The sequence below is a fragment of the Granulicella sibirica genome (genome assembly GCF_004115155.1).
Classification (GTDB): Bacteria; Acidobacteriota; Terriglobia; order Terriglobales; family Acidobacteriaceae; genus Edaphobacter; species Edaphobacter sibiricus.
This window is the reverse complement of the sequence record NZ_RDSM01000001.1, coordinates 1,637,144-1,650,703: the sequence shown is the minus strand read 5'-3', so window position 1 is coordinate 1,650,703 and position 13,560 is coordinate 1,637,144. Positions and strand designations below refer to the sequence as shown.

Sequence of the window (13,560 nt, the reverse complement as noted above, 5' to 3'; positions counted from 1 at the left end):
TATCCAATTAGCTGACGGGGAAGGAAACATAGAGAGCGAAAAGTTATGAAGCTAAGCTTTGCAATCGAAACCGATCTTAGTGCTGAGGAGTTTCAATCGATATTGATGCGATCCACTTTGGCCGAGAGACGGCCCGCGCAGGATATCATGCGCCTCGACAAGATGCTGCGCGAGGCTGATTTGATTGTGACGGCTCGTCTTGACATCAAACTCATCGGCATATCTCGGGCTATTACCGACTTTTGCTACTGCTGCTACCTCTCAGACCTTGCGGTCGATGTTGATCACCAGCGAAAGGGAATAGGGAAAAAGTTGATTGAGAAGACTCATGAAGCCGCAGGCGTGAACACGGCGTTAGTTCTTGTCGCCGCACCTGCGGCAGAAGGATACTACCCCAAGATTGGTATGAAGCATGTTTCGAGCTGCTGGATGATTCCTCGCAAGTAAGCCGTTTAGCCTGCGCCTCTGGTAGATCGGACGATTCATCCATGCGCAGTTGATGCCCGCAAAAGATGTCTTATCGTTACTGAACTGTCAACTGGCGCTAATGCCGCTAGCGACTGCCCCAAGAATTCGTCCACTGGAAGAGTGGACGGAACGCAATGGCATCGGTGCGATCGAAACTTTCGTGTCCCTGACACTACACGCGGGCCAGCCGCGGCAGACCGATCGCTGCCCTATGCCTAGCGAGAGGCCGATGTCATCTACCGTTCCTTCCTCGGATGCAAGCAAGGTCAGACTCTGCCTGCGACGGAAAACGTCATCGTTCTTTGTCTTATGCCGATACGACATTCACAGGGGAGCGGTCGGATCTCGGCAAAAGTGAGCGGATGCCCCAGATTCCTGGAATCATAGGAAGTATTGCGGTATACAGACCTGGAAAGTAATACCTGCCCGTTGCCGACAACCAGTAGTTAGGCAAATTGACCAATTGATGACCGTTCAGTGTAGCGGATATAGCTTCAGTCACATTCGGCGCAAGCGCAGGACGGATGAATGGAAAAACGAAATGAACAATCTCAGCACAGCCCGGCCCAATGAATATGAAACAAGCGACGAATCCCGCCAAACGGACTCGCCAAAAAAGTCCGAGCGCTGTGAGGGCGTAAAGTATAGGTCCGACAAATGTGAAAATCAACAGGAATGAAAATTCGCTCCAACTGATACAGAACAACCTGCTCATAGCCGGCCCAAAGTGAGAAACGTATTCCTCAATCATATGAGTTTCGAGCCCTGCGACCGTCAACAGGAATGGCGGCAGTATCACCTCCGGGTGCATCGGGCCTCTTCGGTATGTTCGGAGCCACAGGAAGAAGCCCGCGACACTAGAGCCTCCAACGATCGCGACTGGCGGCCATCCTATCTTGACCCAGCCGAGGAGCATAAGAGCGCTCGCGAAAATGGCTGCTGCGAGTTTTTCCAGTGAATTTGGTGCGCGGCTCAAAGTTCGGTCAAGCATAATAATCACATCTCCTCGAAACGCCGTCCCGTTGCGGCTCGTGGCTGGGCTGCTCGCCATGGCTTCTCAATACCAGATCCCGACAACCTTTCTGACGAACCTCCGCTCTGTCATTTCCTTGAGGAGAAAACTAGCCACATCTGCAGGGAAAATCTTCTTCGCAACTCCACTGAAAGTGAGTGCGGTTTGGTAGTGGCCGCGTGCGGGTCCGTCACCAAGATAGTTACAGCCTGCTAGCGTCCAGTCGAGATTCGAGCGCTCAAACGCGTGCAGAGCGCCGTCGTGATCTCTGACCGCGTGCCCGACAGGTGTCAGCTTCAAGATGCGTGTGTAAAGGCGGCCGGTCCAAGTCTGATTTGCGATTTCCGCACTACCCGACACTCCGACATAACGGCAAACGCCAGTCTCTTCTGCTACGTTCGAGATGTTCGTGACACCTTTGGTCATGACGGTCGAGGACCGCAGCGCACCTTCGCCTATTGCAACTAAGACCGCATCATATCCTCGAGCCATTCCTCTTCGAACGGATTCGAACTCCTTGACGTCGCCGACGACCTCTGATGTGCCAAGGTTTCTTCCACTGCCTTTCTTGCGCACAAATGCAGTTACCTCATATCCTCGCGCGATCGCCTTCTCGATGAAGAGCTTTCCGACGCGACCAGTTGCCCCAAAAACGATAAGTTTCATAATGACCCTTTCTCTAGCAGCTGAATAGAGACCCGTTCCGCGCTTTGCGAGAGGTGGTCACTCTAAAATCGCTCAGTTGGCCATCCCCTTCTGAGAATCCCGACTGGCCAGTTGCCGATGATGGTCCCAGCGACAATCGGGATTAGCAAAATCAGTGATGCCAAGGGAAGTGCCGGCTTAATAGCGGTCAGGAGTAATGTCCCGACGACCAGGAGCGAGCGTACCGACGCCGAAATGAGTAAGGCGGACCCCCGGCCTGACGTTTGTCTACCGCTCCCTTTTGAGCGCTCGCGAAGAAGGCTTCGCGTTGAATACGCGCTTGCGATCACAATGAGAAGCACTCCGACGCTGGCGGCCTTCGGCCACGCCGCGATTCATTCGCTGCCGCTTGAGTTAGATAGACACTGTTACCTGGATTGCTACCAAGGAACGAGTTGGACGGAGAAGAAGACAGTTACGGTATTTAATTGGTGCGGTCCTAACGATCCGGCGCTGATACCTCTGCTCTGAAAGGGCAATTGCCACTCCATGCCTAGGCCGACTGCAAGAGCCACAACGAGGACCATGCAGTGCAAGAACTCCCGTGTAAGCGTTCATTTTCTGGTGTTGTCCTCTCGTCGCACACTTTGGCGTTGCAATCGTCGCGTCGTGCGTGTTTGTTCGTATCTCTTCAGCGTCCTCGAATGGCTATAGTACACAATATCCAATATCGTCTCATATAATCAATGAATGGGCGTCCCGACGAAGAGGCAGTACAATTCGCAGTCGCGGAGAAAACAGTCGGAAGCGACAAGAGAGCGAATCGTGGACGCGGCTTTCGAATTGATCCAAGAGAAACGCTATGACGGAATGACCATACAACTCATAGCTGAAAAAGCCGGCGTATCCTCTCCAACGGTCTATGGAATCTTCCGCTCAAAGTCAGGGATTTTGGCAGAGCTGCTGGAGCGCGCTTCGTTTGGACAGGGCTACGACGAGCTTATCCGCCGTTCTCGAGAGAGCCAATCCTCCGAGCAAAAGCTCCGGATAGCCGCCTCGATCGCTTGCCACATCTATCAGGCGGAGGGCGAAACCATGAACCTTCTCTCAGGCGCGGGTATTATCCGATCAGAATTGGAACGTCCGATGGAAGAACGTGAGTGCCGGCGCTTTGATAGTCAAGAACATGTAGTGAAATTCATTCATCAGCGTAAGGAACTCAAGACAAATCTAAAGCTCACCAAGGCAAGAGACATTCTGTGGAGCTTGACGAGCCGGGAACTCTTTACGCTCCATGTGCGGAAGCGCGCATGGAGTGTAGGCGAATACGAAGATTGGTTATCGGATGCCCTCGTCACAGCGCTTCTCTTTGAGAAGTAGCCTCCGTTTCACAGAGCCGGCTTGTCTGCGATGCTGCCCATACCGGAAGAATTCATCTCGCGCGGCCAGGAACCGTCAATGAGCGACGCCGGGTTAACGTATGACCTTTGGAATGGCAGCGTCAGGATGCAAGCTCGGACGAGCTTCGATTCCATCGATGGACCGCTTGCTGACTCGAATCTTTTGATGCACGGCTCAATCGAACGCTTGCTGACCACAACGGCGCTTATGGCTGGTGCAAGCGGGATCAAACATACCGGAATTCTCCCTTCTTGGGCAGCAATTAGCGCCTACACCGTGGCTCTTTGTAATCTAATGTTGTCCCACCTAGTTTCTTCGGACACGACGTGACCCGCTTCTACAGCGCACTTGGTTGGGGAAATTCGGCGCTCGTCGGTAGTGTTTTTGGCTATTGGATATTCGCGACTAGTTTTGCGGTATTGCGCTAGAAGAACGGCGACCCCATAAGCTAACTTTCAGAGGACATGCAGGTCTCGCTTTACCCGCGAGTAGGATTCCCGGAACGGACAATCTGAAAGCGTCTCGCGGCGAAGTTTCCGTCATGCACTGGTTCGATGAATGGTGACGCATAAAAGCGAAGGTGCCTCACAGTGGAACAACGATTTGTACTGGCTGTATTTTTGTTTGGACTAACCAGCAATCTCTGCCCAGCGCAAGATGACTCAGGGATCTTGGATGCCGACATAAACTATTTCTGTGCTGACGATCTCGAAGCCCCCCTCTAGCGCCCAAGTTCGGATGTATCACGCTCGTGAGTTCAAGTCCAAGTCAGCGAACTACTGGAGTAGTAAAAACCAGCAAGGCGATAGCGAGTTGCATGGCAAGCCGAATAGGAACTCGTCCGGCATCTGTCGGCAAAGACCCGCGAGAACCAGTTCGGACGAGAAGTGACCTAATTACAGCACTGGCAGGATGGGACGCGACCTTCTCAGCGCCGAAGTCGGTCTCATTAACGGCACTGATAGGAGGAGACGACCGCATACGCGAGGCTCGCCTCGAAACGTTCAAGACACATATGGGACACATTTCGCATCCGAAAAGAGACCTTTTAGCACCACTCAGGACTACGGCAGCCAAACATTCCGGTATTTATTATCTATCACTTACGTTGAATCTAAACCGCTTAGCAAATTGGAAGGCGGCCCTGAAAAGGCCGGCGTCGGCGGTTCGATCCCGTCTCTGGCCACCACATTCTAAACAACTTAGCGGCAACCGTAGAGTTAGTGTTTTAGTCGCGCGAACAATACGCGAACATTGCTCACGCGATGTTCGCTTTGTCGCCTTGCTCCTGCCCCGTCTCGTTCTTGTCTATCATGTTCCAAATCACCTTGGCTCTGTTTCCAGTCTTGGTGATATGGGCACGTCCCAGCTTGGCGCAGCGCTCCGTCATCTTGATGTTGGCGTGCCCCATGAGCTTGGCCAACTCGTAAAGATCGCCGCCGTTCATCATGTACCAGGACGCGAAGGTGTGACGCAGATCGTGGAACCAGAAGTCATGGATGTTTGCTCTTTCGAGCAAGTCCTCAAAACTTCCCTCCAATCTCTGAAGCTTGCTGGTTGGGCCGCCCTTCGGAGGAAAGATTCGATCCTGGCCAATCACAAAGTTCACGGCAAAAGACATATCGCTTCCATCGTCGCACTGGACGGAGATGGATCTACATTCAAAGCATTCGGGGTCGACGAACGCCCGCGCGCGATCTGATCGATCCAATGGGTAAGGTCGCCCTCGTTACTCAACCAAAAGACCTCACGCTCAGGCAGCTACTCGCAATCAGCATTGCGAAGCGGTCCTCCGCGACAGGGTAATCACGCCACGAAGAATTCGGTGCTTTACACTCCTCCTGTGACTCACGCCGAAGAGCCACCAAAGACAGTGCCCGAAGTAAGCGAGACGCTTGCGGGTGCATCCGCGCGTAAGAAGCTGCCAGCTGAGCGGGCGTATATGTTTGAGCATGACTCTGAAGGGAAGCAGACGCATATTGGCCGCGACGCGAAGCCGCTTGTCAGCGACCTTGACATCAAGAAGACGGACGTGACAGAAGATGCCTTGGTCTTGAAGCGATCTACTGATACGTCGTTCAAGATGCAGGCAGCTGACGACATGGGTGGCCCCTCCCGGGATAGAGAGAAGCGCCACGGAGGTTTCGTTCTCAAACCTAAGTAGGCAAGGTATTGCGGACCTAATCGAAGATAAATATCGCGTCACGGTTTTAGAGGACACTAAGTTGTCCGGACACTTTTATGGGACGATTCATTGGCCGGACACAAAAGAGGGACTAGATGATGCGCTTCGAGGCGACCTTGGGCCAGAGATGGCCGGGAGCGGCAATCTATTCCTTTGTACATGGTGAGCAAGCATCTTCATTGACTCAGGGCGGTAGGACATCCCATCGCGCCTGCGACGTTCATGTAAACGATGGAGGAGCGACGGCGCCTACAGGGTGCCGTCCCCATAATCTTGGAGCTCAAGCATGAGCTCATCCGCGTAGCACCAGGCCCAGGTCTCGTCCGGTTCGATCGACCGCATAATCGGATGTTTGGTCCCGCGAAAGTGTTTGCCTGCGTGCTTGTTCTTTGAGCTGTTGCAACAGCCCACGTGTCCGCAATGTAGGCACATCCGAAGATGGACCCATGTATCACCCATTTTCAGACAATCTTCGCAGCCCTGAGTATTCGGGCTCACATCGCGAATCGTGTCCAGATGCGTGCATTCTTGTGCCATAAAGACTCCGTTCGGTTATGCTGGCTTCTATTCAAAGACCATTTGCTCCCGACCAGTTTCGGCCGTGGGAAACGAGGCGAACCTCACGTTCCCACGGCCCGAGCGTTTCTAAGCTCTGCTCATTTCATAAAGGAACCATGAACGCCTCTGTGTCTCGTCGATCCAGTTCTCGAGCGCGCTCGCGGTTGCAACATCGCTGGCCTCATCGCAGAGTTCGTGAAGGCTTCGCATAGAAAGAGTGAGGGCCTTATTGTCTTCCCAAAGCTCGCTGAGCATATCTTTAGGGGTCACGTAATCCGCATCATTGTCAGCAATTCTCTTGATTCGGGCGATGTGTCCAATCGATCTTAGCGTCGTGCCGCCAATTTTGCGTACTCGCTCTGCGATGTCATCGGTCACGTCAAAGAGCTGGTCACCCTGATCATCAAGCAGGAGATGATAGTCGCGGAAGTGGGGTCCACTCATGTGCCAATGGAAGTTCTTTGTTTTGACATAGAGCGCAAATACATCTGCCAGCAATGCCGTGAGCCCAGCAGAGATCTCTTTCACAGACTCCGGAGTGATGTCCGTATGCTGTGAGTGGACTGCCACGCGGTGTTCTTCAAGTTCTTCTTTCGTTGACTTCGCCATGATGATTCTCCTTTGTAACAGCTTGAGGTCGCACGGGACCGATGTGGTCGGCCCCCTCTAACTACTTGGTGGCGGGAAATTTAGATGTCAGGCCTTTGAGGCCCCTGCGAATATCTCGCGGAAGATGGTTTCAGCCTCGGGTTCACTGATTCCCAAGGGGGATAAATGTGGCGCACCCCTCGATATGGCATCCCCCACTCTCTGCAGAGGACACAACAATCATTGCCAGATAATCGGTCACCGCGAACGGCGACTGCGGAATGGAATGGCTATAACGCCGTACCACACGCTCGTAGTTCTATAACTGTTCCACAAACGTGTGGCCGGTCGGATCATGAAGATGTTGAACCCGTCCACGGTCGGCGAGCTTACTCTGAGACATCGTCGGAACCCAGTCAGGAATTGAGCCGAATGCGCCTATGAGCTACCACACATCATGCGGGGGATGCATCAAGATCAAAATATTGCTCTTGCTGAAGCCACGAGCTTCTCCTTACTTTTTGTCGATGGGTAGAGGAGCCAAGGGTGATACGAGCTTCTGTTTGCGCAATTCCTTCCAGAAATCCTCTGGAACTGCCGTGTTCATTGCTTCATGATCTTCATGGATACGATCCGGCTTGCTTGCGCCCGGGATAACTGCAGCGCTTGCTGGATGAGCCAGCGAAAAGTGAAGGGCGGCGGCTTTGATGGGAATCCCATACTTTGTGCAGAGAGCTTTAATCTTCTGGACCTTGACGAGAATCTCTTGTGACGCAGGAGCATATTCAAAGTTTTTGCCCCCTGCCAGCACCCCGGACGAATATGGGCCGCCCACAACGATGTCCACCTTCTTGGCCTCGCATGCCGGCATCAGGCGCTGCAGAGCAAGATCGTGATCGAGAAGCGTATAACGGCCGGCAAGCAGAAATGCATCAGGATGTGTCGCCGTCATGTCGATCGCCAGTTCGCACGATTCAACCCTGTTCACACCAAGGCCCCAACCTTTGATGACCTTCTGCTCTCTCAGCCTCGTGAGGGCCACCATGGCTCCTCGATGGGCCTCTTCAAACATACGGACCCAGTCATCGCCGTAAAAGTCACGGGCAACATCGTGAATCCACACAAAGTCCAGTTCGCTTACGCCGAGTCGCCTGAGGCTCTCCTCGATAGACCGGACGGTACCTTCTTCGCTGTAGTCATAGACCACTTTGTTTCGGTGACCATGCTCGAAGAGGGTGCCTTTTTCGCCGAAGCTCTGCGCCTCCTCCTCCAAGTCATCAAGGATCAGCCGGCCAACTTTGCTGCTAAGCACGTAATCGGAACGCTTGTGCTTCGCGAGCTCTTTACCAAGCCGAATCTCCGAGAGTCCCGCGCCGTAGAAGGGAGCCGTGTCGAAGAAGCGCGTTCCTGCATCCCATGCTGCCCGGACTGTCGCCTCGGCCTCGTCGTCAGGGATATTGCGGAACATGTTACCGAGAGGTGCAGCACCGAAGCCTAACGGGCCATTCTTTAGATACTGCCTGATTCCCATAGTCGCTATCCAACCTTCCTTTCCCAAGTAATGACTGCATCTGTCGCAAGTGGAGTCACGAGGGTTAATGCCTTCGTGGTCACACTATCCGTAGTATTGGTGGCTCAAGTTTGCGGTGCAATTCCATCATTATTGAATGCCCGATGTAGTCGTCCCAGATTCATTCAAATGATGTTCGCGCTGTATAGGAAAGATGGAATAGCAGTTGCTTAACCGCTTGCATACTCTATTGAACAGACATATCTTGCGGTCGGAGCAGCCAATGATGAACGAGTTGTCAAGTTATTTTCTTTCGAGCTTCACGTCCCTCGTTCCCCTCATCAATCCTCCTGGATGCGCAGCCGAGGTCCTGGGTATCGTCGGTCTTGGCAATCGAGGACTCTACCGTAGCCTCGCACGGAAAGTCGCCATCAACACGGCTCTCTTGCTCGCGGTCATGGTAGTCGGAGGACCGTATGTACTGCGGTGCTTCGGTATTTCGATAGGCATCTTCAAATCATGGGAGGCCTATTCCTCGTAGAGCTTGGCTGGGGCATGCTCCACCGGGGAAACGACGAGGAAGAGGGTAGGCTTCAAGGCACCCGTGGCAGCAAAGAAGCCGAACAGGGCTATTGGAGGTCTCGTACCTTCTACCCGCTTACCTATCCCATCCCGGTTGGACTTTACTCCGTAACCGTCATCCTGATACTCAGCACACAAGCGAGTGGCCTTGCTGCTTGTCTCGATCGGAGCTTCGATCCTCTTTCCGCGGGTCGAGCCGCCATCGGTATCTCAGGGAGGCGTCTCCCAACAGACGGACACCACCCGAAGGCGCTCTACGAAGTTCCGCGAACGGCATTATGCCTTGCGACACGGACAGGAACTTAGAAAAGGTTTTGGCGAGATTCGCTGATCGAATACTGATTCACAAATCAACCTGGAGGCTGTTATGCCGCGTCAATACAGTACCCTCACCCTTGCCGAGGCGAGACAAATCCTTGCCGGTTCCGAAGCCAAAGCGGAAAGTTTGGGCATCCCCTACAACATCGCTGTTGTCGACGCCGGCGGTCATCTGCTCGCTTTCTCCCGGCAGGACGGCGCACTGATCGGCAGCATCGATCTTGCGATCGACAAAGCATCCACTTCACGCATCTTCGATAAGTCAACCGCCTACCTCGCGACACTCGCCCAGTCTGGAGATCCCTTGTTCGGTATTCAGGAGAGTAATGAAGGCAAGGTTGTCGTTTTCGGTGGCGGTATTCCAGTGGTGTTCGACGGGAAGATCATTGGCGCTGTAGGCGCGAGCGCCGGAACGGTTGAGCAGGATATAGCCGTCGCTGAGGCAGGATTCGCGGCGTTTCTTTCAAAGCAGCCGACGATGTCGTAATGGTACAGACAAAGGAACGACGGTACAGACAAAGCGACGCGGTTTGCGTCCCTTTGTCTGTAAGAGGACCTCGCTCAATCATGGCAGACTCAGTGCGGTGTCACCTACCATCTGGAGCGGATTGACGACTTTATCGAAAGTTGCCCCGTCGATGAGTTGCGTCTTGATTGCGGCCTGCCGCAAGGTGCTTCCGTCATGGTGCGCGGTGTGCGCGATCTTCGACGCATTGTCATAGCCGATCACCGGGCTCAACGCGGTAACGAGCATAAGCGACTTCTCAAGGTACTCTGCAATCTTTTTCTCGTTGACCTGAGTACCCTGCACAGAGTATGTCAGGAACTTCTCGCATCCATCCGCCAGGATCCGTGCCGAATGCAGGAAATTCTTGATGATTATCGGGCGCATCGCGTTCAGTTCGAAATTCCCCTGAGAACCAGCAAACGCAACGGCCGTGTCATTGCCGATGACTTGGATACAAATCATCACGATTGCCTCGCACTGCGTCGGATTTACTTTGCCAGGCATAATGGAGGAACCGGGCTCGTTCTCCGGCAGAATTAGCTCGCCGATGCCGCAGCGTGGTCCCGAGCCGAGCCAACGCATGTCATTCGCGATCTTCATCAATGCCACCGCCAGTCCACGGAGCGAAGCATGAGCCGCGACAATCGCATCGAGAGAGCCTTGCGCCTCGAACTTGTTCCGAGCCGTGATAAACGGACACCCGGTCAGATTCGCGATCTCTTCCGCAACGTCCTGGCCAAATTGTTTAGGCGTATTGAGTCCTGTGCCAACAGCCGTCCCCCCAGCGGCGAGCTGATACATTCCAGTAAGCGAACCTTCCACGCGTTCAAGCGCATTATGTATCTGCATTGCGTAGCCCGACCATTCTTGGCCAACAGTCAGTGGTACCGCGTCTTCCAGATGCGTTCGGCCGATCTTGACAATGCGCTCCCACAGCGTGGCTTTGCTTACAATTTCTGCTTGCAGGGCTTGAACCTTGGGCAACAACGTCTCCTTGATCTCTTTCACCGCGGCGATATGCATAGCCGTGGGAAACGTATCGTTGGAGCTCTGCGACATGTTCACGTGGTCATTCGGATGCACAGGCGCCTGGGTTCCAACGGTGCCATTCACGATCTGAATGGCACGATTGGAAATCACTTCATTCACGTTCATATTGCTTTGCGTACCGCTACCCGTCTGCCAGACATATAACGGGAAGTTCGCGTCGAGCATGCCTGCAATGACTTCATCCGCGCTCTTCACGATCAGGTCGGCTGTTTCCTTGGGCAGATGTCCCAACCGCTCATTCACGATAGCCGCAGCCTTCTTCACGTACCCATAGGCGTGATACACCTCAATGGGCATACGGTCGTTGCCGATGGAGAAATGAATCAGCGATCGCTGGGTTTGCGCGCCCCATAAGTGCTCAGCTGGTACCTTCACTTGTCCCATGGAATCAAATTCGACTCTCCAGCGACCGTTCTCCAGGAGTGTTCCAGGCTTGTAAGTACCGTCTTTGATCTGGGTGTCTTCAACTTTTGACATTGCAGGCTCCTTGCTCCGAACGGTGAAATGATAGCTTCCCAAACTTGGACTGTGTTGCGGGCTCCCTGCCAGCAAACAGTTTGGGCATTGACGAACGCATGTGCTCCGAAGCTTGAAAGTTCACGGCCATAGCCGCTATTCTTCACTCCACCGACAGGCACACGTGGATCCGTCGCAGTGACACCATTGATGAATACGCCACCTGTGTAAAGGTCGCGAGCGATCTTACGGGCATTCTCAACATCTTTCGTCCAAAGGTTGCCACTCAATCCGAACTGGCTCGCGTTGGCGGCGCGCACCGCCGCATCCAGGTCTGGCACTCGTGTGATGGCCGCAACGGGGCCGAACGTCTCATCGTCAAAGGCAGCCATGCCTTCTGTCACTCGCGTCAAGACGGTCGGCGAGTAGAAAGCTCCTTTGCCGCTGATTGTCTTTCCGCCGCAGAGCACTTCGGCACCTTTCGCGACGCTGTCTTCCACTTGTTTGTGGAGCGAGTCTCTCAGATCTACGCGAGCCATGGGGCCAAGCTGTATCCCCGATTCAAACGGATTGCCGATTGTAAGGGCCTCCGTAGCTTCTACGAAAAGACGCTCGAACTCGTCAGCAATTCTCCCGACAAGAATGAAGCGCTTCGCCGCCAGACAGACCTGACCACAGTTGTGGAACCTGCCTTTGATGCCGGCCGCAACCGCCTTTGGAATGTCAGCGTCTTCACAGACGATGAAGGCATCGGAGCCGCCCAATTCCATCACTGTTTTCTTGATTACCTTTCCTGCCTCAGAAGCGACAGCGGACCCGGCTCCAACGCTTCCTGTTACGGATGCACCTTGGATACGAGAGTCGTTGATCACATCCACAACACGCTCTCGGTTCACGATCAGGTTCTGAAACACACCTTCCGGAAAGCCGGCCTCAAGCATTACGCGCTCGAATTCAAGAGAACTCCTTTGAGTGTTTGCCGAGTGCTTTACCAGCACGGTGTTGCCGGCCAATATGGTGGGAATAGCCATCCGGGTGAGCTGCCAGATAGGGAAGTTCCACGGCATGATCGCAAGTATGGGACCAAGCGGCAAGTAAGAAACATATGCGTCCACCGCGCCAGTAGCAGCGGGTTCGTCAGCCATGATCTTCGGGCCGTGCTCGGCATACCAATCGGCCTCATTGGCACACTTTTCAACCTCGGCCTCAGCCTCGCCATATACCTTTCCCATCTCGGTGGTGATCACCTTGGCAAGCTGTGCCTCGTTGTTTCTCAAAGCCTGCCCCAGTGCAGAAAACAAGTGGGCCCGCTTGTGGACTGAAAGTTTTCGGAATGACTGAAAAGACCTATCCGCGCGACCGATCACTTGATCGATCTGTGCGGGTGCGAAGTAGGTGAACGTCTCGATCTGTTCTCCCGTGGAGGGATTCACTGTTGCGAAGCTTGAAGCACTCATGGCACACTCCTTTTCATCGAACCTTTACCTGGAAACTTCCCGCCGAGGCTACCGCTTATGCACACGGGAGCCTTGAGGCGAAAAACGTTACAAGCTGTCGAAGACTCTAACGATGCGTTCCGCTGTGCTGCGACCGCTTTCGGGATTCGTGCCCGACACAAGGCGACCAGAGGTGACCGAATAGTCGTCGAAGGCATTCATCGCAGTGCTGTAGTAGCCGCCCGCTGCCGTAACGGCCTCGACAATTGGAACGACCTTGTCTTCTCTCATCTTGCCGAGAATGTTGAAGACGAGCTCGCCTTCGATCATGAATCCTGTCACTGTTCTGCCTTGAACGATTGACTTGCCTGTCTCGGAATCAATGACGCCGGGTAGGATTGCGGGGCCGTGGCATACCGTACCGACAATGCCGCCTCGATTCCAGACGTCCGAAGCGATTGCCTGCAATTTTTCGGCAGTCGGATAGTCGTAGAGCGCGGCGTGACCGGCCGACGCAAAGAAGACCCCATACTCTCCCAGCTTCATGTCTTCCGCCTTCTTCAGGTGGGCAAGCTTTACCATGAAGGGATGATCGGGATTGTTATAGATGGCTTTGTCGCTTCCGGAGAGGAAGGGGGGCTGCAAGGAATTGAAGTCGAAGCCGAAGGTACCGGTCTCTGAGGCGAGGTCCACCTCGAAGCCAGCCGCCGTAAGGACCTCGAACGGATGCAGCGCCTCCACAAAGAAGAGGCCGGTTTTGTGGCCATCCGGATAGATGGCCCCCTGATAGCTGGAGATTGCAATGATCGCTTTGCGTTGAAGCTTCTTGGACATAACTACTCC

13 protein-coding genes and 1 pseudogene are annotated in these 13,560 nt (G+C 53.9%); 6 read left to right on the top strand and 8 right to left on the bottom strand.

The genetic code is table 11. The features are described 5' to 3' along the window. The first annotated feature begins 45 nt into the window (after positions 1–45). Complete coding sequence (locus GRAN_RS06850; protein ID WP_128912189.1) at positions 46–447, top strand: GNAT family N-acetyltransferase; 402 nt, start codon at positions 46–48, stop codon at positions 445–447. A gap of 1,078 nt (positions 448–1,525) precedes the next feature. Here the strand turns inward: GRAN_RS06850 and GRAN_RS06845 are convergent. Further along, positions 1,526–2,146, bottom strand: a complete 621-nt coding sequence (locus tag GRAN_RS06845; protein ID WP_128912188.1) for an NAD(P)-dependent oxidoreductase — start codon at positions 2,144–2,146, stop codon at positions 1,526–1,528. Between the two features lie 804 nt (positions 2,147–2,950). Between GRAN_RS06845 and GRAN_RS06840 the strand changes: the two genes are divergently transcribed. Further along, positions 2,951–3,505: a TetR/AcrR family transcriptional regulator gene (locus GRAN_RS06840; protein ID WP_161570875.1), complete on the top strand. Its 555-nt coding sequence runs from the start codon at positions 2,951–2,953 to the stop codon at positions 3,503–3,505. An 838-nt stretch (positions 3,506–4,343) separates the two neighbouring features. Continuing rightward, positions 4,344–4,544: pseudogene (locus tag GRAN_RS06835) on the top strand (relaxase domain-containing protein); the annotation flags it as partial. Between the two features lie 240 nt (positions 4,545–4,784). Here the strand turns inward: GRAN_RS06835 and GRAN_RS06830 are convergent. Beyond that, the gene (locus GRAN_RS06830) at positions 4,785–5,147 is read right to left on the bottom strand and encodes a tyrosine-type recombinase/integrase (RefSeq protein WP_128912186.1); all 363 of its coding nucleotides are present in this window, start codon (positions 5,145–5,147) and stop codon (positions 4,785–4,787) included. Between the two features lie 321 nt (positions 5,148–5,468). On the opposite strand from GRAN_RS06830, the gene GRAN_RS06825 reads away from it, so the two are divergent. Continuing rightward, positions 5,469–5,690 carry a hypothetical protein gene (locus tag GRAN_RS06825; RefSeq protein WP_128912185.1) on the top strand — a complete coding sequence of 74 codons (222 nt, stop codon included), beginning with the start codon at positions 5,469–5,471 and terminating at the stop codon, positions 5,688–5,690. A 270-nt stretch (positions 5,691–5,960) separates the two neighbouring features. Here the strand turns inward: GRAN_RS06825 and GRAN_RS06820 are convergent, their stop codons facing one another. The 3 genes from GRAN_RS06820 to GRAN_RS06810 form a co-directional block, all read right to left on the bottom strand. Continuing rightward, entirely contained in the window at positions 5,961–6,248 is a 288-nt protein-coding gene (locus GRAN_RS06820; protein ID WP_128912184.1) for a ubiquitin carboxyl-terminal hydrolase 14, read from the bottom strand. 108 nt (positions 6,249–6,356) lie between these two features. Further along, complete coding sequence (locus tag GRAN_RS06815) at positions 6,357–6,878, bottom strand: Dps family protein (RefSeq protein WP_128912183.1); 522 nt, start codon at positions 6,876–6,878, stop codon at positions 6,357–6,359. 493 nt (positions 6,879–7,371) lie between these two features. Further along, positions 7,372–8,388, bottom strand: coding sequence for an aldo/keto reductase (locus GRAN_RS06810; RefSeq protein ID WP_128912182.1), 1,017 nt, complete (start codon positions 8,386–8,388; stop codon positions 7,372–7,374). 262 nt (positions 8,389–8,650) lie between these two features. Here GRAN_RS06810 and GRAN_RS26945 point away from each other — a divergent pair, with 262 nt between their 5' ends. After that, a complete protein-coding gene (locus GRAN_RS26945; RefSeq protein WP_128912181.1) occupies positions 8,651–8,908 on the top strand; it encodes a MarC family protein in 258 nt (85 codons plus the stop codon). 408 nt (positions 8,909–9,316) lie between these two features. Continuing rightward, positions 9,317–9,754 carry a GlcG/HbpS family heme-binding protein gene (locus tag GRAN_RS06800; RefSeq protein ID WP_128912180.1) on the top strand — a complete coding sequence of 146 codons (438 nt, stop codon included), beginning with the start codon at positions 9,317–9,319 and terminating at the stop codon, positions 9,752–9,754. A gap of 78 nt (positions 9,755–9,832) precedes the next feature. Here GRAN_RS06800 and fumC read toward each other — a convergent pair whose 3' ends face one another. The 3 genes from fumC to GRAN_RS06785 all read right to left on the bottom strand — a co-directional run bounded on the left by fumC (position 9,833) and on the right by GRAN_RS06785 (position 13,551). Continuing rightward, positions 9,833–11,302, bottom strand: a complete 1,470-nt coding sequence (fumC, locus tag GRAN_RS06795; protein WP_128912179.1) for a class II fumarate hydratase — start codon at positions 11,300–11,302, stop codon at positions 9,833–9,835. Beyond that, positions 11,197–12,738, bottom strand: a complete 1,542-nt coding sequence (locus tag GRAN_RS06790; protein WP_128912178.1) for an NAD-dependent succinate-semialdehyde dehydrogenase — start codon at positions 12,736–12,738, stop codon at positions 11,197–11,199. The genes fumC and GRAN_RS06790 overlap by 106 nt, the downstream gene beginning before the upstream one ends. A gap of 87 nt (positions 12,739–12,825) precedes the next feature. Beyond that, positions 12,826–13,551, bottom strand: coding sequence for a DJ-1/PfpI family protein (locus GRAN_RS06785; protein WP_128912177.1), 726 nt, complete (start codon positions 13,549–13,551; stop codon positions 12,826–12,828). Positions 13,552–13,560: the final 9 nt, after the last annotated feature.